Consider the following 22,437-nt stretch of genomic DNA (forward strand, 5'->3'; position numbering starts at 1 on the left):
CACGAACGAAGACTCCGCCTATGTGCGCTCATATTTGCGTTCGTCGGCTGGTCGGTCGCGCGGCAAGGACGCCGCTGATGACGCCGACTACCGGAACGTCGCCGGCATCCACGCCGAGGTGGACTACCCGGAGGATGTCGCCGACGATCTCCACGATGGGGTCGAGGATTCCTCCGCGTGGTCCCGCGCCGAGAGCATGCGGCTCGGCGGAATGGTTGTGCTGGAGTCGATTCTGGCCGTTGGATTCGGTGCCGGGCTGTTCATCGCCTTCGACCAGCTGTGGCGGTGGAACAACATCGTGGCGCTGGTGCTGTCGGTGATCGTCATCCTCTTCTTGGTGGTCGTCGTGCGGGTGGTCCGCAAAACCGAGGACATCGCCAGTACGTTGATCGCGGTTGCGGTGGGGGCATTGGTCACGCTGGGGCCGTTGGCGTTGTTGCAATCCGGCTAGGCGCTGGGCAGAACCCGCGTGCGCCCAGCCATCAAGGTCGGTCTGTCGACGGCCTCGGTCTATCCGATGAAGACCGAGGCCGCTTTCGAATACGCGGCCAACCTCGGCTACGACGGGGTCGAGCTGATGGTGTGGGGCGAGTCGGTTAGCCAGGACATCGACGCCGTGGCCAAGCTTTCGCGGCGTTACCGGATGCCGGTGCTCTCGGTGCACGCTCCGTGTCTGCTGATCTCGCAGCGGGTGTGGGGCGCCAACCCGATTCCCAAACTCGACCGCAGCGTACGGGCCGCCGAAAAGCTCGGCGCCCAGACCGTCGTCGTGCATCCCCCGTTCCGCTGGCAACGGCGCTACGTCGAAGGCTTCAGCGAACAGGTCGCTGAGCTCGAGGCGTCCAGCGATGTGCTGGTGGCCGTGGAAAACATGTTCCCGTTCCGCGCCGACCGGTTGTTCCCCGGCCAGATGAAGGAACGAATGCGCAGGCGCGGCGGTGGACCTGGGCCCGGGATCTCGGCGTTCGCGCCGTCCTACGACCCGCTGGACGGCGACCACGCGCACTACACGCTGGACCTGTCGCACACCGCGACGGCGGGCACCGATGCGCTGGACATGGCGCATCGGATGGGTTCGGGTCTGGTGCACCTGCACTTATGCGACGGCAGCGGGCTGCCGGCCGACGAACATTTGGCTCCGGGCCAGGGTAACCAACCGGTGGTGGAGGTGTGCGAGATGTTGGCCGGCGGTGACTTCGCCGGCCATGTTGTGCTGGAGGTCTCGACGTCCGGAGCGCGTTCGGCCCATGAGCGCGAGACCATGTTGGCCGAGTCGTTGCAATTCGCCCGCACGCACCTGCTGCGCTGACGCGCGCCGAGGACGATGCAGTGGGGGCACCCCCAGCCGCGCAGCGGCGAGGGGGACGAAGCGATGAGAAGGAGCGGCGCTGTGAACCCCGAAGGAAATCCCGCACGTACATGACCGCGTTATTCAGCCACGCGATGGCGCTGCGTGAGGTCGACCCCGGCGTCTTTGCCGGCGAGTTGAACAAACACTGGACCATCGGACCGAAGGTCCACGGCGGGGCAATGCTGGCGTTGTGCGCCAACGCCGCCCGCACCGCTCATGGCGGACCTTCGCCCGGTGACGATGCGGGCTTGCCGACGGCCCGAGGAGGCGCCGGGCAATCGAACTGGCAGCCGGTGGCGGTCTCGGGCAGCTTCCTGTGGGCGCCCGACCCCGGTCCGATGCGGCTGGTGACGTCGATCCGCAAGCGTGGCCGGCGGATCAGCGTCGTCGACGTCGAGCTCAGCCAGGGCGATCGCACCGCCGTACACGCCGTCGTCACACTCGGCGAGCCCGAGCACCTGGTGCCGCCGCTGCTGTCGGCCAATCCGGTGGTGGGCCTGATGGATCCCGAGCCGCCCGACCACGTCGCGCCGATCGGTCCGGGGCACCCGCTGGCCGGGCTGGTCCACTTGGCCGACGGCTGCGACGTGCGGCCGCTGGTCTCGACGCTGGGCCCCACCGACGGCCGGCCACCGGTGATCCAGATGTGGGTGCGGCCGCGCGGCCTGGCACCCGACGTACTGTTCGCGCTGATGTGCGGCGATGTGTCGGCGCCGGTGACCTTCGCCGTGGGCCGCACCGGCTGGGCGCCGACCGTCCAGCTCACCGCATACCTGCGCGCATTGCCGGCGGACGGCTGGTTGCGGGTGGTGTGCACCTGTCTGCAGATCGGGCAGGACTGGTTCGACGAGGACCACACGGTTGTCGACTGTGAGGGCCGCATCGTGGTGCAGGCCCGCCAGTTGGCGATAGTCCCGCCGGCGCGCTAGTCCTTTCGGGCGACCCGCTGCGCCCGGCTTCGCCGCGCTTGCGATCGCCCGGTCCCCACGAAACTCGTGGGCTTCTGCCATGCTGTGCGACATGGCCAGAATCGCAATCATCGGCGGCGGCAGCATGGGCGAAGCCCTGCTGTCGGGCCTGCTGCGGGCCGGACGCCACGCCAAAGACATCGTGGTCGCCGAACGGCTGCCCGACCGCGCCCGGTACCTCGCCGAGACGTATTCGGTGCTGGTGGCATCGGTGCGGGACGCGGTGGAAAACGCGACGTTCGTCATCGTCGCCGTCAAACCCTCCGACGTCGGGTCGGTGGTCGGGGAGATCGCCAAAGTGGTCGCCGAGGCCCACGAGGACAGCCCCGAGCAGGTGTTCATCACCGTCGCGGCGGGGGTCAACACGGCCTATCTGGAATCCAAGCTGCTGGCCGGGACGCCGGTGGTGCGGGTGATGCCGAACGCGCCGGCGTTGGTCGGCGCTGGTATCAGCGCGATGGCCACAGGCCGCTTCGCAACCCCTGAGCAGCTCAAAGAGGTCGCTGCGCTGTTCGACTCCGTCGGCGCTGTGCTGACGGTTCCCGAGGAACAGCTGGACGCAGTGACCGCCGTGTCGGGTTCCGGTCCAGCGTATTTCTTCCTGATGGTCGAGGCCTTGGTGGACGCCGGGGTCGGGGTCGGGCTAAGCCGGTCGGTGTCCACCGAGCTGGTGGCGCAGACGATGGCCGGGTCGGCGGCGATGTTGCTGGACCGGATGGAGCAAGACCGCGGAACAGCCCGCGACATGCCCTCGGACCTGTCCCTGGACACCACTCCGGCGCGGCTGCGCGCCATTGTTACCTCGCCCGGCGGCACTACCGCTGCTGCGCTGCGGGAATTGGAAGGACGGGGTTTGCGCGCGGCTGTCGACGAGGCGGTACGGGCCGCAAAAACACGCTCTGAGCAGCTAAGAATTACATCAGAGTAATTTATAGAATTTTATTTATTTGCCCCCACCCGTCGCAGTAACCCCACTAGTCCCGCTATTCTCCTCTTGGTATGCACCTGTCGGTGCCAGCGGAGGGGAAGCCGCTGGGACTGCAGATGCCTGACTGATTGGGTTGCGATGACGTCTATGAACGGGCCATCGGCACGGGATTCGGCTGGCGGTAAATCGGGACGGGATGCCGGTTCCGCAGACGGCCAGCCGCCCCGGACGCAATTCCTGACTGTGGCCGAAGTGGCAGCGCTGATGCGAGTCAGCAAGATGACGGTCTACCGGCTGGTTCACAACGGTGAGCTACCTGCAGTCCGGGTGGGGCGATCCTTCCGGGTGCACGCCAAGGCCGTCCACGACATGCTGGAGAGCTCTTACTTCGACGCTGGCTAGCGCTCGGGTGTGGGTCTGTCGTCACTCTGACGTGACACCCGCCCGGTAGTCACGCTGACGTGACACTCGCCGGTCATCGGATACTGCCGGTGTGAGCCGTATCGGCCCACCGGTCATTTTGGTATTCGGCGCACCCTCACGGGTAGGGTGTTTGGGTTAATGCATGCGGTCGGCCATGGCGGACTCGGGCCGCCATACAGATAGCGGAGTTATGGGTTCAGTAATCAAGAAGCGGCGCAAACGGATGTCGAAGAAGAAGCACCGCAAGCTGCTTCGCCGTACTCGGGTGCAGCGCAGAAAACTCGGGAAGTAAGTTCCGTCAACGGCTGCCCGAGCTTGCAGGTCATGCGGCAGCTGCTGAGAGGTCGTTAGGCTAGCGGGGTGGATTCGTCGGGCGGTCAACCAGGTACCGGAACGGGCAGCCGGACAGGTGGCACCGGCGGTAACGTCGGCAATACCGTGCATTACCCGAAAGTTGTGCTGGTCACGGGCGCCTGCCGGTTCTTGGGCGGTTACCTGACGGCACGGCTGGCGCAGAACCCCTTGATAAACCGGGTGATCGCGGTCGACGCGGTTGCGCCCAGCAAGGACATGCTGCGCCGGATGGGCCGCGCCGAGTTCGTCCGCGCGGACATCCGCAACCCCTTTGTCGCCAAGGTGATTCGAAACGGCGACGTCGACACGGTGGTGCACGCCGCTGCGGCGTCGTTTGCGCCGCGGTCGGGTGGCGGTGCAGCGTTGAAGGAAATCAACGTGCTGGGCGCAATGCAGCTGTTCGCGGCCTGCCAGAAAGCGCCGTCGGTGCGACGAGTCGTGCTGAAGTCGACATCTGAGGTCTACGGTTCCAGTCCGCACGATCCGGTGATGTTCACCGAAGACAGCAGCAGCCGTCGTCCGTTCCGGGAGGGCTTTCCCAAAGACAGCCTGGACATCGAGGGTTACACCCGCGGGCTCGGCCGGCGTCGGCCCGACATCGCAGTGACGATTCTGCGGCTGGCCAACATGATCGGTCCGGCGATGGAAACCACGCTGTCGCGATACCTGGCCGGACCGCTGGTCCCGACGGTGCTCGGCCGCGACGCGCGACTGCAGCTGCTGCACGAGCAGGATGCGCTAGGCGCTTTGGAGCGCGCAGTGATGGCCGGTAAGGCAGGCACCTTCAATATCGGCGCCAGCGGCATCATCATGCTGTCGCAGGCGATTCGCCGAGCAGGGCGAGTTTCGGTGCCAGTGCCCGGATTCGGGCTGTGGGCGCTGGATTCACTGCGACGAGCCAACCACTACACCGAGATCAACCGCGAGCAACTCGACTACTTGAGCTATGGCCGGGTGATGGACACCACAAGGATGCGAACCGAGCTTGAATACCATCCCAAGTGGACTACTGCAGAGGCTTTTGACGATTATGTACGCGGCCGAGGTTTAACTCCCATTATCGATCCAGAGTGGGTACGCTCCATTGAAGGTCGGGCCGTAGCAGCAGCGCAGCGCTTAGGTGGCCGAACCAAAATCAACTAACGGGTGGGGGGAGGTTAACTAATGGCGGGCGATTCAAAGGCGAAAGTCATTCCGCTGCACGCGAATTCAAATCGCGCGGCGGCGCAGCGACGCGCCGGCCAACGCACCCAGGCGTCTCGTCAGCATCCCTCGCTACTTTCCGAACCCGGCGACCGGGCTTCGGCCGATCAGATCGCCGCCGTTGTACGCGAGATCGACGACCACCGGCGCGGTTCAGGCGGCAAATCCGCAGCCGACCAGTCCGGCAACGAGCTGGCGCACAAGGTCAGTGCCGTTGCCGACTTCCTACGACACCGGCTTGCCGGCGATTACAAGGTCGACGAGTTCGGGTTTGATCCACATTTCAACGATGCAATCGTGCGGCCGCTGCTGAGGTTCTTTTTCAAGTCGTGGTTCCGGGTCGAGGTCAGTGGAATCGAGAATCTGCCGGAGTCCGGCGCGGCGTTGTTGGTTGCTAATCACGCCGGCGTGCTGCCGTTCGACGGGCTGATGGCCTCGGTGGCTGTTCATGACGCGCATCCGGCGCATCGCGACCTGCGGCTGCTGGCCGCCGATATGGTGTTCGACCTGCCGATGATCGGCGACGCCGCCCGCAAGGCCGGCCACACCATGGCGTGCACCGCCGACGCCCACCGGCTGCTCGCCTCCGGGGAACTGACCGCGGTGTTCCCCGAGGGCTACAAAGGCCTGGGTAAGCGCTTCAAGGACCGCTACAAGTTGCAGCGGTTCGGGCGCGGCGGCTTCGTGGCGGCGGCGCTGCGCACCAAAGCCCCGATCGTGCCGTGCTCGATCGTGGGCTCCGAGGAGATCTACCCGATGCTGGCCGACGTCAGGCTGCTGGCGCGACTGTTCGGCTTGCCCTATTTCCCGATCACCCCGCTGTTCCCGCTGGCCGGGCCGGCCGGGCTGGTGCCGCTGCCGTCGAAGTGGCACATCGCATTTGGTGAGCCGATTCCCACCGCGCACTACGAGAGCGCCGACGCCGAGGATCCGATGGTCACTTTCGAGCTGACCGACCAGGTCCGCGAGACCATCCAGCAGACGCTCTACCAGCTGCTGGCCGGGCGCCGCAATATGTTCTTCGGCTGAGCCGCTACGCGGCCGGTTTGACCAGTGTGAACTGGCAAACGTCGGTGTTGCCCTTGCTGAACAGGTCGGCGCAGCCGGTCAGGTACCTCATGTAGCGCTCGTAGACCTCTTCCGACTGGATCGCGATGGCCTCGTCCTTTCGCGCCTCCAGCGCTGCCGCCCAGATGCCCAGGGTGCGTGCGTAGTGCAGCCGAAGCGATTGCACGAGGGCCACCTCGAACCCGGCCTCATCCGCGTGTTTTTCGACAAGCGCGACCGAAGGCAGCCGGCCGCCGGGGAAGATCTCCTCCATCATGAATTTGACGAACCGTGCCAGCGTCATCGTGAGCTTGACCTGACGCTGCTGGATTTCCTCGACGGTGGGGACCACGATCGTGTGCAGCATCATCGTGCCGCCGGCCGGTAGCGCGGTGTACGCCATCTTGAAGAAGTCGCTGTAGCGGTCGAAACCGAAGTGCTCGAATGCGCCGATCGAGACGATTCGGTCCACCGGTTCGTGGAATTGCTCCCAACCTTCCAGCAGCACCTGCTTGGAGCGTGGGCTGTCCAGCTCGTCCAGCGATTGCTGCGCATGTGCGGCCTGGTTCTTGCTCAACGTCAAGCCGATCGCGTTGACGTCGTAGCGCTCGATGGCACGGCGCAACGTGGCGCCCCAGCCGCAGCCGACGTCGAGCAGCGTCATGCCGGGCTGCAGGCCCAGCTTGCCCAGCGACAGATCGATCTTGGCCAGCTGGGCCTCTTCCAGCGTCATGTCGTCGCGTTCGAAGTACGCGCAGCTGTAGGTCTGGCTCGGGTCCAGGAAGAGCCGGTAGAAATCGTCCGAGAGGTCGTAGTGCGACTGGACGTCGTCGAAGTGCGGCGTGAGATTGGTACTCATCGGTTTCTGGCCTCCCCCTAACAGGTCCCGGCCGACACTATGCGCCGCCGCGGATGGATGCAATTGCAGCAATCGTCGCAGCTGCGTCGGCATCCGGGTTGGACGACTCGCCGAGCATCGTGACGATGCTGGTGATCACCGGGTTGGCGTCGGCGTCTGTGACTTCGCTGCGGATCTCGGCGATTACGGTGCCGTGTGATTCGATGACGTTGTCTAGGTAGGTGTCGAAGAACAGCCGGTCACCGGCCATGATCGGCCGGTGGTACACGAATTTCTGGTCCCTGTGCAGCACCCGCGCGAGGTTGATGGGGATGTCGAACTTGGTGAAGACGTCGAGCTGAACACGCCGTCCGGCGACCGCAAGAAAGGTGAGCGACGCCACAGTGCCGTCGTAGCCGGCCTCTGCGGCCGACGCCTCAGAGTAGTGCGACGGATGGTCGTCCTTGACGGCCTGCGCGAACTCGCGGACCTTTTCGCGTCCGACCTCGAAGTAATCCGGGAACCGGTAGTGCGTTCCGATGAGTCCTTGGGCGCCTTCGGGAAGTGACATGCACTGATCTCCACTCTTAGCGATGCTCAGCGGCGCAGCTTATCAGCGCGATTGGCGTCGGGAGGCGACCGCGGCCAGTGCACCACCCGCTGCCCCAAGCGCCAGGGCCGACGGCACCCCGATCCGGGCAGCCTTGCGCGCCGTTCGAAAGTCACGGATTTCCCAGCCGCGTTTGCGCGCCAGGTCGCGCAAGTGGCTGTCGGGGTTGATGGCGACAGCCGTCCCGACCAGGGAGAGCAGCGGCACATCGTTGAAGCTGTCGGAGTAGGCGGTGCAGCGCTTGAGGTTGAAGCCCTCGCGGATGGCCAGCGAACGCACCGCGTGCGCCTTGCCGGGGCCGTGCAGAATGTCGCCCACCAGCCTGCCGGTGAACACGCCGTCGACCGACTCGGCGACCGTGCCCAGCGCGCCGGTCAGTCCTAGCCGACGGGCGATGGTTATCGCCAGTTCATAGGGCGTGGCGGTGACCAGCCAGACCTGCTGGCCCGCGTCGAGGTGCATCTGTGCCAGATCGCGGGTGCCGGCCCAGATCTTGTCCGCGATGATTTCGTCGAAGACCTCTTCGCCCAGCCGAACCAGCTCTTCGGTGGGTCGGCCTTCGATGAAGGCCAGGGCCTTGCGTCGGCCCGCGGCGACGTCGTCGCTGTTTTCCCGTCCGACGAGCTGAAACTTGGCTTGCGCGTAGACAAACCCGAGCACGTCGCGATAGGTGAAGTACTTGCGCGCGGCCAGACCGCGGCCGAAATGTACCAGCGACGAACCCTGCACCAGCGTGTTGTCCACGTCGAAGAACGCCGCCGCAGTTAAGTCGACGGGCGGCTGCTCGGGCCCGGGGGCGGCGTTGGTATGGGCGTCCACCAGCGCACGGTCGGCGCTGGCGTTGGCGGCCACCTCCTCCAGGTCCAGTTCACCCGGGTCAGGTCCTGCGTTGGGGCCGGGCTCTACAGTGCCCGGGCCGCCGGGAGCGCTCACAGTTCAACAGTATCCGCCGGGGAGTCGCGGAGCGTTCCGACGGAGGCGGCGTGGGGGAGCCAGCGGCGCTGACCCCTGCCACACTGGGTGCATGAGCCGCCCACAGGTGCAGCTGTTGACCCGCGCCGGCTGCACGATCTGCGATCGGGTGCACGCTCAGCTCAACCAACTGGCCGCGGAACTCGACTTCGACCTGTCGACCACCGACGTAGACCAAGCTGCGGCAGCCGGCGGCAGCGCCCTTCGCGCCGAGTTCGGTGACCGGCTGCCGGTGGTGCTGCTCGACGGCCGCGAGCACAGCTACTGGGAGGTCGATGAGCTCCGGCTGCGCAAAGACCTCGCCGAGCGGCGCCCCTGACATCGGCTGACATCGGCTGAACTCGGCGCAAATTTGGTGGCCCACCTGGTAAGCGTCTACCGTGTGATCAAGTTCGATCACTGGTGATAGCAAGGGAGCGGGCCAGGTGATTCAGCCGTGAGCGTTCTGCTCTTTGGTGTCTCGCACCGCAGTGCGCCGGTCTCCGTCTTGGAGCAGCTAAGCACCGACGAATCCGATCAGATCAAGATCGTCGACCAGTTGATGCAGTCGCCGCTGGTGACCGAGGCAATGGTGCTCTACACCTGCAACCGGGTCGAGGTCTACGCCGTGGTCGACGCCTTCCACGGTGGCCTGGCGGTCATCGGGCAGGTGCTCTCCGAGCACTGCGGGATGTCCATGGGGGACCTGACCAAATACGCCTACGTCCGCTACAGCGAGGCCGCCGTAGAGCACCTGTTCGCCGTGGCCAGCGGGCTGGATTCCGCGGTGGTCGGCGAACAGCAGGTGCTCGGCCAGGTCCGGCGGGCCTACGCCGCGGCCGAGGCCAACCGCACGGTCGGCCGGGTGCTGCATGAGCTGGCCCAGCGCGCGCTGGCGGTCGGCAAACGGGTGCACACCGACACCGCGATCGATGCCGCAGGCGCCTCGGTGGTCTCGGTCGCGCTGGGCATGGCCGACTCCAAGCTGGGCGGGCTCAAAGGCAAGACCGCGGTGGTGGTCGGCGCCGGCGCAATGGGTGCCCTGTCGGCGGCTCACCTGGCCCGCGCCGGCGTCCGCGACATCCACGTCGTCAACCGGTCGCTCCCCCGGGCGCAGCGGTTGGCCCGCAAGATCCGCGAATCGGGGGCCGGAGCCGAAGCGCTGAGCTTCGATCGGCTGGCTTCTGCGTTGGCCGATGCCGACGTCGTGGTGAGCTGCACAGGGGCGGTGCGCCCGGTGGTGTCGCTGGCCGACGTGCACCACGCGCTGGCCGCGACTCGCCGCGACGAAACCGACCAGCCCCTGGTGATCTGCGACCTCGGCATGCCCCGCGACGTCGACCCGGCGGTTGCCGGGCTGCCGGGCGTCTTGGTCGTCGACATGGAACGGGTGCAACGGGAACCGTCGGCCCGCGCCGCCGCCGCCGACGCCGAGGCCGCCCGCCACATTGTCGCCACCGAAGTCGCCACCTACCTGGCCGGGCAGCGGATGGCCGAGGTCACCCCGACGGTGACCGCGCTGCGCCAGCGCGCCGCCGATGTCGTCGAGGCGGAGTTGCTGCGCCTGGACAACCGGTTACCCGGACTCGACGCCGCCCACCGCGACGAGGTGGCCCACACCGTGCGGCGGGTGGTGGACAAGCTGCTGCACGCGCCCACTGTGCGGATCAAACAGTTGGCCAGCGCACCCGGCGGCGACACCTACGCCGAGGCGTTGCGCGAGCTGTTCGAGCTCAACCAGACCGCGGTCGACGCCGTCGCCACTGCAGGCGAATTGCCCGCGGTGCCAAGCAGATCCGATGGCGCTGAGTAGCCGCTTGGCCGACGTGATCCGGATAGGCACCCGGGGCAGCTTGCTGGCCACCACCCAAGCCGGTGGTATCCGCGACGCTCTGGCCGCGAACGGGCATCCCGCCGAGTTGGTGACCATCAGCACCGAGGGCGACCGGTCGTCGGACCCGGTGGCCAGCATCGGCGTCGGGGTTTTCACCGCCGCGTTGCGCGAGGCCATCGAGGACGGCCGGGTGGACGCGGCGGTGCACTCGCACAAGGACTTGCCGACCGCTGAGGATTCACGGTTTGTGGTCGCCGCCATACCGCCGCGTGCGGACGCCCGCGACGCGGTGGTGGCCCGCGACGGGTTGGTGCTGGCACAGCTGCCGAGCGGCTCGGTGGTGGGCACCTCGTCGCCCCGGCGGGCCGCACAGCTTAGAGCACTGGGTCTCGGTTTGGAAATCCGCCCCCTACGAGGCAACCTAGATACCAGGTTGAACAGGGTAAGCAGCGGTGATTTGGACGCAATCGTGGTAGCTCGGGCGGGTTTGGCCCGGCTGGGTCGTCTCGGTGACGTCACCGAGACGTTGGAGCCGGTGCAGGTGTTGCCGGCGCCGGCTCAAGGTGCGCTCGCCGTCGAGTGCCGCGCCGGGGATGCCCGACTGGCGGCACTGCTGGCCGAGCTCGACGACGCCGACACCCGCGCGGCCGTCACCGCCGAGCGTGCCCTGCTCGCCGAACTGGAGGCGGGTTGCTCCGCGCCAGTGGGGGCGATCGCTGAGGTGGTCGAATCCATTGACGAGGACGGCCGTGTCTTCGAAGAGCTGTCGCTGCGCAGCTGCGTGGCGGCGCTGGACGGATCCGATGTGATCCGCGCGTCCGGCGTCGGCAGTCCGGATCGGGCACGAGAGCTCGGGCTCTCGGTGGCCGCCGAGCTGTTCGCGCTGGGCGCACGGGAACTCATGTCGGCTGCGCGGTGAGACCACCCGCACGAGGAAGTTGAGTGGGAGAGATACAGATGACGACGCGAGGGCGTAAGCCGAGGCCCGGCCGCATCATGTTCGTGGGGTCGGGTCCAGGCGACCCGGCTCTGCTGACGACGCGGGCAGCGACGGTACTGGCAAATGCCCCCTTGGTGTTCATTGATCCTGACGTGCCCGAGCCGGTGCTCGCGCTGATCGGCAAGGACTTGCCGCCAGTTTCCGGGCCTGCGCCGGCCGAGTCGGCTGCATCGTCGGACAACGGAACCGCCGAGGGGGTGCCGATCGGCACCGACGAACAACCCGCCGCGGTGGTGTCGGTCGGACCCGACATCCGGCCGGCCTTGGGCGATCCCGCCGACGTGGCCAAAACGCTGGTCGCCGAGGCCCGTGCCGGGATCGACGTGGTGCGCTTGGTCGCCGGTGACCCGCTGTCGGTGGACGCGGTGATCACCGAGGTCAACGCCGTCGCACGTAGCCACCTGCACTTCGAGATCGTGCCCGGCCTGGCCGCCAGCTGCGCGGTGCCGACCTATGCCGGGTTGCCGCTGGGCTCGTCGCACACCGTTGCCGACGTGCGTGGTGACGTGGACTGGGGAGCGCTGGCCGCTGCCCCGGGCCCGTTGATTTTGCACGCCACCTCCTCGCACGTGGCTGACGCGGCGCGCACGCTGATCGAGTACGGGCTCGCCGACACCACCCCGTGTGTGGTGACGTCGTCGGGAACCACCTGCGCGCAGCGCTCGGTGGAATCCACGCTGGGCGGGCTGACCGATTCGTCGGTGATCGTCGGAGCCGACCCCGCGGCGCCGGCACCGGTGGTCGTGACGATCGGCAAGACGGTGCAGAACCGGGCCAAGCTGAACTGGTGGGAGAGTCGCGCACTGTACGGCTGGACAGTGCTGGTGCCGCGGACCAAGGACCAGGCCGGTGAGATGAGCGAGCGGCTGACCGCGCACGGCGCGCTACCGATCGAGGTGCCCACTATCGCCGTCGAGCCGCCGCGCAGCCCCGCGCAGATGGAGCGCGCGGTCAAGGGTCTGGTCGACGGCCGCTACCAGTGGGTGGTGTTCACCTCCATCAACGCGGTACGCGCAGTGTGGGAGAAGTTCGGCGAGTTCGGCCTGGACGCCCGCGCATTCTCCGGGGTGAAGATCGCCTGCGTCGGCGAATCGACCGCCGACCGGGTCCGCGCGTTTGGCATCAGCCCCGAGCTGGTGCCCTCCGGTGAGCAGTCGTCGCTGGGCCTGCTTGACGAATTCCCGCCGTACGACAGCATTTTCGACCCGGTGAACCGGGTGCTGCTGCCGCGCGCCGACATCGCTACCGAGACGTTGGCCGAGGGCCTGCGCGAACGTGGCTGGGAGATCGAGGACGTCACCGCCTACCGGACGGTGCGCGCGGCGCCGCCGCCGGCCGCCACCCGGGAAATGATCAAGACCGGTGGTTTCGACGCGGTGTGCTTCACGTCCAGCTCGACGGTGCGCAACTTGGTCGGCATCGCGGGCAAGCCGCACGCGCGCACGATCGTGGCCTGCATCGGCCCCAAGACGGCAGAGACCGCCGCCGAATTCGGTTTGCGGGTCGACGTGCAACCCGAGACCGCCGCGGTGGGCCCGCTGATTGAGGCACTGGCTGAGCACGCCGCACGACTGCGCGCCGAGGGCGCGCTGCCGCCGCCGCGTAAGAAGAGCCGCAGGCGCTAGTGGCCGTGGTGATCGCCGGCGCGGCCGTGGCGGTCGCAAGCGTGGCCGTGGCGGTCGCAAGCGTGGCGGAGCCACGCGCAGCGGGCCGCCACCATAGGGCGAAGCCACGCGCGGCGGGTCGCCACTCATGAGCTATCCCCGGCACCGCCCGCGTCGGCTTCGCTCGACGCCGGCGCTGCGCCGATTGGTGGCGCAAACGTCGCTGGAGCCAAGGCATCTGGTGTTGCCGATGTTCGTCGCGGACGGTATCGACGAACCGCGGCCGATCGCGTCGATGCCAGGCGTGTTGCAACACACCCGGGACTCGTTGCGGACGGCCGCCGCCGGGGCGGTGGCCGCCGGGGTGGGCGGGCTGATGCTCTTCGGCGTGCCCCGCGATGAAGACAAGGACGCTGCCGGGTCGGCGGGCTCCGATCCCGATGGCATCCTCAACGTCGTGTTGCGCGATCTGGCCAAGGACTTGGGCGATGCCACCGTGCTGATGGCCGACACCTGCCTGGACGAATTCACCGACCACGGGCACTGCGGTGTGCTGGACGAACGCGGCCGGGTCGACAATGACGCTACCTTGAAGAGGTATGTGGAACTGGCTGTGGCACAGGCGGATTCGGGCGCTCATGTGGTGGGTCCCAGTGGCATGATGGACGGCCAGGTGGGGGCGATCCGCGATGGCCTGGACGCCGCGGGCCACGCCGACGTGGTGATTTTGGCCTACGCCGCCAAATTCGCCTCGGCGTTCTACGGCCCGTTCCGCGAGGCTGTGAGCTCGAGCCTGTCCGGGGACCGGCGCACCTACCAGCAGGAGCCGGGCAATGCCCGCGAAGCGCTGCGTGAGGTGCAGCTGGATCTCGACGAGGGCGCCGACATCATCATGGTCAAACCCGCGATGGCCTACCTCGACGTGGTGGCAGCCGCGGCCGCAATCTCGCCGGTACCCGTGGCCGCCTACCAGGTATCGGGGGAGTACGCGATGATCCGCGCAGCGGCCGCCAACGGCTGGGTCGACGGGCGCGCCGCCGCGCTGGAATCTCTTACCGGCATCCGACGGGCCGGGGCCGACATCGTGCTGACGTATTGGGCCGCCGAGGCGGCGGCCTGGCTATCGTGACGGGTCCCGTCCCGCCGCGGCCGCCGGAGCCGCAGACCCGGCCCGTCGACGTCGACACCGGGTTTTGGTTGTGGGTGGTGGCGTTGCCGCTGATGGTGGTCGGCTACGTCGCCGACGTGGCCGGGTCGTCGGCCGGTCGCGGATCGGCGCTGCTGTACGCCGCATCAGGTCTTTTCACCACGGTGTTGTGTGCGATCGTGGTGACTTTCCTGATCCTGATGCGGGCCGGTTACCGCTGGGCCCGCACCGTGTTGACCGGCGGTGGCGTAGCCACCGTCGTCTACGTCGGGACCAGGCTGTTCACCGTGAACTGGCCACCGATGTTAGCGCTGATCTGCGGGGTCGCCGGCATCGTCGGTTCGGTGCTGATCGCCGGGGGGATGTTTTTGCTGCACCGCAGTGACGCCCAGGCGTACTTCACCAGGTGAGCGGCCAGGAGGACCCCCAAGTGGTTTGGCGTCGGGCGCAGCAGGGGATGATGTTTCGATGACCGCAGGTCCGGAGACCAAATCGGCTCCGCTCTTTCGCGAAGTCGGTGCCAGCTGGTACTGGCTGTTGGTCGGCCCGGTGTCGGCGGGGGCCATGCTGTGGCTCGAGAGATCCAACGGTTACGGCTGGCAGCTTTCGGTCCCGCTGCTCTTTCTGGTGCTGGTGACCAGCTTCATTGCCCTGCAAGTCAAGGCGGCGCGCATCCACACCTCGGTGGAACTGACCAGCCAGACGCTGCGGCAAGGCACCGAAACCATCAAGGTGGCCGAGATCTTGAAGGTCTACCCGCCAGCCGACCATCCGCTGACATCCGAAAAGGAGCTGGAGCGTTGGCAATCGGCACGTGCACTCGGTGAGCTGTTCGGGGTGCCCAAAGGGCGGACCGGCGTTGGTGTGCGACTCGCCGGCGGCCGCACCGCGCAAGCGTGGGCGCGTCGACACCGTCACCTGCGAGCCGCGCTGACGCCACTGGTGGAGGAGCGCGTCGGACCCGACGGTTCGCCGCCCGAGCCGCCGGACGACGAGGGCCCAGAAAGTCCAGACGCCGGATCGCGCTGGTGATGGCCCGATTTCGGGCCTTCATCGAGCTCGCCCTGGCCTGCGCCGCGGTGATCGGCTGCGCGATCAGCTGGTCGGAGGTGCGCTCCACCGTGGCCGTCGCACCCGTGGCGCACGGCCAGCCGGTAACGACGTCGGTGGTTTATGACCCTCCGCTGCTGCTGTTGACGCTGATGCTGGCGGCGGCGGCGGGGATGCTGACGGTAGTCGGCGTGGCCAGGCTGCGGCGGGTAAACCGGCACTCGACGGCCTGACCCGTTCATGCGCCGGTCCTAGGAGGCCAGCCAGGCCAGCTGGTCGGGCAGGTGCTGGCGCCAGAACTCCGCGTCGTGGCCGCCCGGGTAGAACCCGCCGGCCGGCTGCCTGGGCAGCTGGTTGACGAATTCGCTGGTGGCGAAGTAGAAGCCGTCACCGGTCCCGCAGTCCACCCGCAGCGGAATCGACGTCAGCTCCGCGGCGTTGATCGTAGAGTTTTTCCGGAAGTCATCGAGGCCGTCGAAGGCATCGTGCGGCGCTCCCCAATACGTCAGGTAGAGCGCAGGGCTGATTGCGCAGATCGCGAAGGTCCGTGCCGCGCCGATTCGAGAGGCCAGCCGCATCGCCCCGTACCCGCCCATCGACCAGCCCATGAACGCCACCCGCGAGGTGTCGAGACCCTTGCCGGCAAGCATGGGGATCAGCTCGTTGAGCACCATCGCGCCGGAGTCTTCGCCCGAGGCCCGCGGCCGCCAGTAGCCATTGCCGCCGTCGACGCTGACCACTGCGATCGACGATTTGCCCGTGGTGGGCAGTTTGCCCAGCGCGTCCTCGACACCGAGGCTCATCACCCCAGCGGCATCGCTGTCCAACCCGTGCAGCGCGATCACCGTGCGCAACGGGCCGGTCTGGCCCGGTGGGCGGGCGATGATCCATCTGGTGCTCTTTCCGCCGCGCGCCGCGGAGATGAATGTGCCCTCCTCGCGGGTGGGCAGCGGACTGCTCAGCGGAGCGGGCGCGGCCGGGGTCGGATCCGGCAGCGCTCCCAGCGCCCACAGACCCGCGGCACCGGCACCGATGGCGCCCAGACGCAGCGCGGTCCGACGGTTGGTCCGATGGGTCATGGCGTTCACCAGCGAATCGTGCCAAGCCAACGGGCGCTGAGCGGCAACGGTCCGACAACAGTCCGGCAACAACGCCTGGCGACGAGCCCGGTGCCCCTGCGGTTGGTACAAAGTTCGAAATATGTAACACTGTCCCACATGACTGAGCTGATCGAGCCGTCTGCGACCATTGGGAAGACCGGGACTCCTGACGCCCTGCCGCTGGGGCCGCAGTCGTTGGTGTGGCGGTACTTCGGTGACAACCGGATGTTCTTGATCGGCCCGCGGCCTGCCGTGCTGCAGAACATGCTCGCCGAACTCGGGCAGGGCGTCCTGGACCACTCGGTGTTCTTCAGCGACACTGCGGCGCGGGTCAAACGCTCGCTGCCGCCGATCTTCATGACCGTCTACGGGTCAGACGGCGATCACCCCGGCCAGCAGGTGCGTGATTTCCATCACGGGATCAAGGGTGAAATGCCCAGCGGTGTGCGGTATCACGCGTTGGATCCGGAGACCTACTACTGGGCGCACGCCACCTTCGTCGAGCAGGTGCTGTACTTCGCCGACACCTTCGTCAAACGCCTCACCGACGAGGAGAAGCAGCAGATCTACCTCGAGTCCAAGACCTGGTATCGCCGCTACGGTGTTAGCGACCGGCCGATGCCGGCCGACTACGACGAGTTCGAGCGGTACTGGGATCACATGCTTGACCACGTCATGATCGCCCATCCGACCGCGAAATACGGTGTCGGATATGTGACCAAAGGGTTCCCGCGCCCCACGGGTGTGCCGTCGCCGGTGTGGCGCTTGGTCTCGCCGGCGTTCAATCCGGTCGCGGCGTTTTTGACCACCGGTGGCCTGCCGCCGCGGGCGCGCACCCTGCTCGGTCTGCCCTGGAGCGACCGGCAGGAGCGTCGCTACCAGCGTTTCGCCGCAGTGGGGCGGTCGCGGCCGGTCAACTGGCTATGGGAGCATCTTCCGATGCGGCTGCGCTACAACAGGTTTGCCCAGGCCGGCTATGTCAACGGATGATCCCGCCACCCGTGCCATTCTCGACGCCGCCGTGGTCGAGTTCGAACAGCACGGCCTACGCCGTGTCGCGCTCGACGACGTAGCGCGCCGCGCGCGGGTCAGCCGCACCACCATCTACCGGCGGTTTGCCGGACGCGACGAATTGGTCGCCGCCGTCATTGACCGCGAAAACGCGGCGCTTTTCGCCGATATCGCCAGCGAATTGAAAAGCCGTCGGCCGCAATCGAATTACTATGTCGAGGCGTTCACGCTGTCGATCATGCGATTCCGGCAGCACCGCGTGCTGACCCGGATGCTCGCCGACGAGCCCGGCCTGATGCTGGAGTTGGCCGACCAACACTGGGATGCCGCGGTCGAGCGGATGGCGGCCGCACTGCGGATCATTTTCCCCGCCGGCTTCGCCGAACGGATCGGAGATCAGGCAGTCGACGAACTTGCCGAAACCATCCTGCGTTATGCGACGATGCTGCTGTTGTTGCCCAGCCGCAAACCGCTGTCTGACGCCGACGAGATTCGGGCATTTGCCACCGAGCACTTCCTGCCCAGCCTGCCCGCCGTGTTGCGCGCCGTGCCCGTGTGAATCGAGCGGGACCGGCAACGGGGCCACGGCTGGTGAGCTTTACCGTGAATAGGGCGTTTTCTGGATTCCATTACGGCTAGGTGTATACGGGCGCAGCCGCGGCCACCAGGCGGGCACCGCTTGTCGATACGCTTGATACTCGGCGCCGAACTGGCGGGTGAGGGTGGGCTCTTCGTACCAGCGCACGAACGCGGCTGGGGCTGCCCACACCAGCACGGCGTAGATCAGCAGGCTGAGGCTGCCGAACAGCAGGGCCTCGCCGACGATTGCCAGCAGCAGCCCGAAGTACATCGGGTTGCGAATGTAGCGGTTGAAGCCACTGACGACCAGTCGTTGTGGCGCAGCGACGGGTATCGGGGTGCCACCGGCTTTGGCGAACTCGACGAACGCCGATACTGGGGGCACAAGACCCAAGCAGATCAGTAGCGCTCCGATTACTTGGGCGATCACCCAATGCGGCAGCGGCTGGTGAAACTCCCAGTGGGTGATCAGCCACGGGATCAGCCCGACGACGGTGCCTGGGGCGACGATGAAAAACATCGCGCTACCCACCGCGGCGGTCGATGTGCGCATTTTGTTCTCCTTTCGGTTGGGTCATGCGTTGCCGCGCAAGCCAATTAGCGCGCGGTCGTCAATACGTTCACGATGTCAAGCCGAAGGAACTCGGATGCTTTGGGCGCCCTGTGCAGGATGAACCAGATAAATTCCCCACACGTAGAGTTTTGCATCGGCGAGGCCATAAAGTCAACGCCTGTAGAATTTCTGAGCTATGCGGCCGATTGGACGACGTCCGGGAAAGCCCGACACCCGGGGCGTGATCGTGACAAGCGCACGGCGGCTCTTCGCCGACACCGGCTACGAGAAAACGTCGATACGCGACATCGCGGCCGCGGCCCAAGTAGACCCGGCCCTAATACGGCACTATTTCGGCAGTAAGGCTGAACTGTTTCGGGCCACCATGGGATGGCCATTCGAGCCAGCCCAGATCGGCGCGCGCATCACGGATGGTGACCCCAACGAGATGGGTGCGCGCCTGACGCAGGTTTTCTTCGAGATGTGGGAGCAACAGGACTCACGCGCGCCGCTGTTGGCGATTCTGCGTGGCGCGGCCACACACGAGCAGTCCGCCACGCTCGTCCGCCAGTTCATTCACGGCCAGCTCTATCCCCGGCTCGCTGACCCGCTCGCGCGGTCGGATGGCGATTTGCGGATCGACCTTGCGATGGCTCAGCTACTGGGCGTCGCACTGCTCCGCTACATCTTGAAGGTCGAACCGATCGCCTCGGCGTCAGCCGAGGATCTCATCGCTCGGGTCACGCCGGTGATCCATGCCCAGCTCAGCACCTGACTCGCGCGTGGCCACACCTGCGCCGTGCCGGTTTGAATCGAGCGGGACTGCGCAGAGGGGTGTTAGCGTCCCGTCATGCTGCTGACGCGCGGAGCCGACATGAGCTCTGCGTCGCAGCTGCGCCGCGGACTCTCGCAACGGCAGCTCAACATGATCGCGCTCGGGGGCGTGATCGGTGCCGGCTTGTTCGTGGGATCCGGCGTCATTATTGGCGAGACCGGCCCGGGCGCCTTCATCACTTACGCGTTGTGTGGGGTGCTCGTCGTCCTGGTGATGCGCATGCTCGGGGAGATGGCCACCGCGAACCCGTCGACCGGTTCGTTCGCCGACTACGCCCGGCAAGCCCTCGGCGGCTGGGCCGGCTTCTCGGTGGGATGGCTGTATTGGTACTTCTGGGTCATCGTGGTCGGCTTCGAGGCGATCGCCGGCGGCGCGGTCCTCTCTTACTGGATAAAGGCGCCGCTGTGGCTGCTGTCGCTGATCCTGATGGTGGGGATGACGGCGACCAACCTGTTCTCGGTCGCGACCTTTGGTGAATTCGAATTCTGGTTCGCCGGAATCAAAGTCGCCGCGATCGTGATCTTTTTAGGCCTCGGCTCGCTATTTGTTCTGGGCGCCTGGCCGCGCCACGATTTCGACTTCAGCAACCTCACCGCATATGGCGGTTTCTTCCCGCACGGCGTCGGCGCGATCTTCGGTGCCGTCTCGGTGGTCATCTCTGCGATGGTCGGTGCCGAGGTGGCTACCATCGCGGCTGCCGAAACAGCCAATCCCGAGCGTGCGGTTGCGCGGGCGACCAAATCGGTGGTCGTGCGGATCGTGATCTTCTACCTGGGGTCGGTGTTCCTGCTCGCGGTGATCGTGCCGTGGAACTCGCACCAGCCGGGGATGTCGCCCTACGTTGTCGCACTGGGAGAGATGGGGATTCCCGCGGCGGGCCACATCATGAATGCGGTGGTACTCACCGCGGTGCTGTCATGTCTGAACTCTGGGCTCTATACCGCTTCCCGGATGTTGTTCGTGCTGGCGGCCCGGCACGAGGCTCCGAGGGAGTTGGTCAAAGTAGGTCGACGCGGGGTGCCTTACATCGCGATCTTGTGTTCGTCGGTGGTGGGGTTTTTATGCGTGATCATGGCCTGGGTGGCTCCTGGCGCGGTGTTTGTCTTCCTGCTGAAATCGTCGGGCTCCCTGGTGCTCTCGGTATATCTGATGATCGCGCTATCCCAGATTGTGTTGCGCCGCCGGACGCCGTCGAAAAGCTTGCGGGTCAAGATGTGGTTCTTCCCGGGCCTGTCGGTACTCACCCTGGTCGGGATCGTCGGACTGCTCGTGTCGATGGCGCTCGACCCGCGGACTCGCACCGAGTTGTGGCTCGGACTGCTGTCCTGGGCGGTCGTCTTGGTGCTGTACTTCGTGCCGAGGTGGCGGCGTGGGCCGGCCAAGTCCGAGCCCACAGCGCCGACGGGTAAGGCCACTCGCGTGCTGGTGTTGGCCAACAAAAACGTTTCCGCGAACGAGCTTTTCGACGTGGTGCGGCGCGTCGATGCCCAGCGGCGCGCTGAGTACTTCATCTGCGTTCCGGTGAACCCCGTCGACACCGGCCAGGCCGAGCGCACCGGTCCGGTCTTCGTCCGGGACGCCACCGTCGCGGCTGCACGAGAAAGGCTGGACGCTATTTTGACCGCGATTCGCGGCATCGGGTTGTCTGCCGATGGAGAACTCGGCGACTACCGGCCGTTGCGCTCGCTGGCCGCCGCGGTGCACAGCTTCCAGCCCGACCACCTGGTGATCGCCGAGGCCCGCCCATCATGGCTGCGGCTCGGACTGGTCGACCGAGCACGGGCTGCGTATCCCGTCCCGGTCACCCATGTGGTATCTGGCCAACGGGCAGTGGATCCGGCGCTTTCGCCGCTTCGCGCGACCTGACGCCCGATTCACAATCGAGGGCAGCATGGGCGCCACATCCGAACTGCACCAAGGGTTGTCACAACGGCAGCTGACCATGATCGCCATCGGCGGTGTCATCGGCGCCGGATTTTTCGTCGGATCGGGTGTGGTGATTCGAACCGCCGGCCCGGCCGCCGTTCTGACCTATGTGCTGTGCGGCGTGCTTGTCGTTCTCGTCATGCGGATGCTCGGCGAAATGGCTACCGCGAACCCCTCGACGGGTTCGTTCGCTGACTACGCGCGTGATGCCCTGGGCGGTTGGGCGGGTTTCTCCGTGGGCTGGCTGTACTGGTACTACTGGGTGATCGTCGTTGGCTTCGAGGCGGTCGCCGGAGCGAAAGTCGTCAACTACTGGGTTCATGCACCGTTGTGGCTGGTCTCGCTGATCCTGATGCTGACGATGACCGCGACCAATCTGTACTCGGTGTCATCCTTCGGGGAATTCGAATTCTGGTTCGCCGGAATCAAGGTCGCGACCATCGTGATATTCCTTGGCCTCGGCACGATATTCGTTTTGGGGCTGTGGCCGGGTCGGCACCGGGATTTCTCAAATCTGAGCTCGCATCACGGATTCTTCCCGAACGGCGTCGGCGCCGTCTTCACCGCGATCGTTGTGGTGATCTTCTCGATGGTCGGTGCGGAGGTTGCGACCATCGCCGCCAGCGAAACGTCCGATCCCGAGCGGGCAATTCGGCGAGCCACCAACGCGGTGGCCGCTCGCATCGCGATCTTCTTCGTGGGCTCGGTTTTTCTGCTGGTCGTGATCCAGCCGTGGGACTCCGTAGAGTCCGGTGCGTCACCATTCGTCGCGGCGTTCAAGCACATGGGACTGCGCGGCGCGGATGACATCATGAACGCGATCGTGCTGACCGCCGTGCTTTCTTGCTTGAATTCCGGCTTATACACCTCATCTCGCATGCTGTTCGTGCTGGCCGGCCGAGGCGAGGGGCCGGCTCGGTTGATGAACGTCAGCCGACGTGGCGTGCCTTACGTCGCGATTCTGTGCTCATCGGTGGTGGGGTTCCTGTGCGTCATCATGTCGGGCATTGCTCCGGGAACGGTGTTTATCTTCCTGCTCAACTCGTCGGGCGCCATCGTGCTATTCGTCTACCTGCTGATTGCGTTGTCGCAGATCGTTTTACGAGTCAAGACGCCGCCGGAAAA

The 22,437-nt window shown here is 66.4% G+C and carries 24 protein-coding genes and 2 pseudogenes; 21 read left to right on the forward strand and 5 right to left on the reverse strand.

Going from position 1 to position 22,437, the window contains the following annotated elements:
* The 8 genes and pseudogenes from VNW74_RS30575 to VNW74_RS30610 all read left to right on the forward strand — a co-directional run.
* A pseudogene (locus tag VNW74_RS30575) lies at nt 1-451 on the forward strand (hypothetical protein); the annotation flags it as partial.
* Nucleotides 452-469: 18 nt separating this feature from the next.
* Nucleotides 470-1,309 (forward strand): sugar phosphate isomerase/epimerase, encoded by an 840-nt coding sequence (locus VNW74_RS30580; RefSeq protein ID WP_325683918.1) that lies wholly within the window; start codon nt 470-472, stop codon nt 1,307-1,309.
* Between the two features lie 110 nt (nt 1,310-1,419).
* Nucleotides 1,420-2,280, forward strand: coding sequence for a thioesterase family protein (locus tag VNW74_RS30585; RefSeq protein WP_325683920.1), 861 nt, complete (start codon nt 1,420-1,422; stop codon nt 2,278-2,280).
* A 91-nt stretch (nt 2,281-2,371) separates the two neighbouring features.
* Nucleotides 2,372-3,247, forward strand: a complete 876-nt coding sequence (gene proC / locus VNW74_RS30590) for a pyrroline-5-carboxylate reductase (RefSeq protein ID WP_325683922.1) — start codon at nt 2,372-2,374, stop codon at nt 3,245-3,247.
* A gap of 138 nt (nt 3,248-3,385) precedes the next feature.
* On the forward strand, nt 3,386-3,649 hold the full coding sequence (locus tag VNW74_RS30595; RefSeq protein WP_325683924.1) for a helix-turn-helix domain-containing protein: 264 nt from the start codon (nt 3,386-3,388) through the stop codon (nt 3,647-3,649).
* Between the two features lie 211 nt (nt 3,650-3,860).
* Nucleotides 3,861-3,962 carry a 30S ribosomal protein bS22 gene (locus VNW74_RS30600; RefSeq protein ID WP_003402602.1) on the forward strand — a complete coding sequence of 34 codons (102 nt, stop codon included), beginning with the start codon at nt 3,861-3,863 and terminating at the stop codon, nt 3,960-3,962.
* A gap of 68 nt (nt 3,963-4,030) precedes the next feature.
* On the forward strand, nt 4,031-5,167 hold the full coding sequence (locus VNW74_RS30605; protein ID WP_325683929.1) for an SDR family oxidoreductase: 1,137 nt from the start codon (nt 4,031-4,033) through the stop codon (nt 5,165-5,167).
* Between the two features lie 21 nt (nt 5,168-5,188).
* Nucleotides 5,189-6,256 carry a lysophospholipid acyltransferase family protein gene (locus VNW74_RS30610; RefSeq protein WP_325683931.1) on the forward strand — a complete coding sequence of 356 codons (1,068 nt, stop codon included), beginning with the start codon at nt 5,189-5,191 and terminating at the stop codon, nt 6,254-6,256.
* A gap of 4 nt (nt 6,257-6,260) precedes the next feature.
* On the opposite strand, the gene VNW74_RS30615 is transcribed toward VNW74_RS30610, so the two are convergent.
* From VNW74_RS30615 to VNW74_RS30625, 3 genes are read right to left on the reverse strand one after another with little or no spacing between them, the layout of a single operon-like run.
* Nucleotides 6,261-7,133 carry a cyclopropane mycolic acid synthase family methyltransferase gene (locus tag VNW74_RS30615; RefSeq protein ID WP_325683933.1) on the reverse strand — a complete coding sequence of 291 codons (873 nt, stop codon included), beginning with the start codon at nt 7,131-7,133 and terminating at the stop codon, nt 6,261-6,263.
* 37 nt (nt 7,134-7,170) lie between these two features.
* Entirely contained in the window at nt 7,171-7,683 is a 513-nt protein-coding gene (locus tag VNW74_RS30620) for an FAS1-like dehydratase domain-containing protein (RefSeq protein ID WP_325683935.1), read from the reverse strand.
* A 42-nt stretch (nt 7,684-7,725) separates the two neighbouring features.
* Nucleotides 7,726-8,589, reverse strand: coding sequence for an HAD-IB family hydrolase (locus tag VNW74_RS30625; protein ID WP_325683961.1), 864 nt, complete (start codon nt 8,587-8,589; stop codon nt 7,726-7,728).
* A gap of 157 nt (nt 8,590-8,746) precedes the next feature.
* Between VNW74_RS30625 and VNW74_RS30630 the strand changes: the two genes are divergently transcribed.
* The 8 genes and pseudogenes from VNW74_RS30630 (at nt 8,747) to VNW74_RS30665 (ending at nt 15,541) form a co-directional block, all read left to right on the forward strand.
* Nucleotides 8,747-9,013 carry a glutaredoxin family protein gene (locus VNW74_RS30630; RefSeq protein WP_325683937.1) on the forward strand — a complete coding sequence of 89 codons (267 nt, stop codon included), beginning with the start codon at nt 8,747-8,749 and terminating at the stop codon, nt 9,011-9,013.
* A 117-nt stretch (nt 9,014-9,130) separates the two neighbouring features.
* Complete coding sequence (locus tag VNW74_RS30635) at nt 9,131-10,486, forward strand: glutamyl-tRNA reductase (protein ID WP_325683939.1); 1,356 nt, start codon at nt 9,131-9,133, stop codon at nt 10,484-10,486.
* A gap of 13 nt (nt 10,487-10,499) precedes the next feature.
* A pseudogene (hemC, locus tag VNW74_RS30640) lies at nt 10,500-11,449 on the forward strand (hydroxymethylbilane synthase).
* 15 nt (nt 11,450-11,464) lie between these two features.
* On the forward strand, nt 11,465-13,132 hold the full coding sequence (locus VNW74_RS30645; protein WP_325683941.1) for a uroporphyrinogen-III synthase: 1,668 nt from the start codon (nt 11,465-11,467) through the stop codon (nt 13,130-13,132).
* A 127-nt stretch (nt 13,133-13,259) separates the two neighbouring features.
* The gene (hemB, locus tag VNW74_RS30650; RefSeq protein ID WP_325683943.1) at nt 13,260-14,240 is read left to right on the forward strand and encodes a porphobilinogen synthase; all 981 of its coding nucleotides are present in this window, start codon (nt 13,260-13,262) and stop codon (nt 14,238-14,240) included.
* Nucleotides 14,237-14,668: a hypothetical protein gene (locus VNW74_RS30655; protein WP_325683945.1), complete on the forward strand. Its 432-nt coding sequence runs from the start codon at nt 14,237-14,239 to the stop codon at nt 14,666-14,668. Before hemB ends, VNW74_RS30655 begins: the two co-directional genes overlap by 4 nt.
* 58 nt (nt 14,669-14,726) lie before the next feature.
* On the forward strand, nt 14,727-15,290 hold the full coding sequence (locus tag VNW74_RS30660) for a DUF3093 domain-containing protein (RefSeq protein WP_325683947.1): 564 nt from the start codon (nt 14,727-14,729) through the stop codon (nt 15,288-15,290).
* Nucleotides 15,287-15,541: a hypothetical protein gene (locus tag VNW74_RS30665; RefSeq protein WP_325683949.1), complete on the forward strand. Its 255-nt coding sequence runs from the start codon at nt 15,287-15,289 to the stop codon at nt 15,539-15,541. The genes VNW74_RS30660 and VNW74_RS30665 overlap by 4 nt, the downstream gene beginning before the upstream one ends.
* Before the next feature lie 18 nt (nt 15,542-15,559).
* Here VNW74_RS30665 and VNW74_RS30670 read toward each other — a convergent pair whose 3' ends face one another.
* A complete protein-coding gene (locus VNW74_RS30670; protein ID WP_325683965.1) occupies nt 15,560-16,387 on the reverse strand; it encodes an alpha/beta hydrolase in 828 nt (275 codons plus the stop codon).
* A gap of 138 nt (nt 16,388-16,525) precedes the next feature.
* On the opposite strand from VNW74_RS30670, the gene VNW74_RS30675 reads away from it, so the two are divergent.
* Together VNW74_RS30675 and VNW74_RS30680 are read left to right on the forward strand one after the other, a co-directional pair.
* Complete coding sequence (locus VNW74_RS30675; protein WP_325683951.1) at nt 16,526-17,398, forward strand: oxygenase MpaB family protein; 873 nt, start codon at nt 16,526-16,528, stop codon at nt 17,396-17,398.
* Nucleotides 17,385-17,978, forward strand: a complete 594-nt coding sequence (locus VNW74_RS30680; RefSeq protein WP_325683953.1) for a helix-turn-helix domain-containing protein — start codon at nt 17,385-17,387, stop codon at nt 17,976-17,978. Before VNW74_RS30675 ends, VNW74_RS30680 begins: the two co-directional genes overlap by 14 nt.
* A gap of 39 nt (nt 17,979-18,017) precedes the next feature.
* Here VNW74_RS30680 and VNW74_RS30685 read toward each other — a convergent pair whose 3' ends face one another.
* Complete coding sequence (locus tag VNW74_RS30685; protein WP_325683955.1) at nt 18,018-18,551, reverse strand: isoprenylcysteine carboxylmethyltransferase family protein; 534 nt, start codon at nt 18,549-18,551, stop codon at nt 18,018-18,020.
* Between the two features lie 196 nt (nt 18,552-18,747).
* Between VNW74_RS30685 and VNW74_RS30690 the strand changes: the two genes are divergently transcribed.
* The 3 genes from VNW74_RS30690 to VNW74_RS30700 all read left to right on the forward strand — a co-directional run.
* The gene (locus tag VNW74_RS30690) at nt 18,748-19,326 is read left to right on the forward strand and encodes a TetR family transcriptional regulator (RefSeq protein ID WP_325683957.1); all 579 of its coding nucleotides are present in this window, start codon (nt 18,748-18,750) and stop codon (nt 19,324-19,326) included.
* 99 nt (nt 19,327-19,425) lie between these two features.
* Entirely contained in the window at nt 19,426-21,252 is a 1,827-nt protein-coding gene (locus tag VNW74_RS30695) for an amino acid permease (RefSeq protein WP_325683967.1), read from the forward strand.
* Between the two features lie 25 nt (nt 21,253-21,277).
* Nucleotides 21,278-22,437: amino acid permease (locus VNW74_RS30700; RefSeq protein WP_325683959.1), on the forward strand; the 1,160-nt coding region annotated here is incomplete at its 3' end.

Source organism: Mycobacterium sp., assembly GCF_035570115.1.
Taxonomy (GTDB): Bacteria; Actinomycetota; Actinomycetes; order Mycobacteriales; family Mycobacteriaceae; genus Mycobacterium.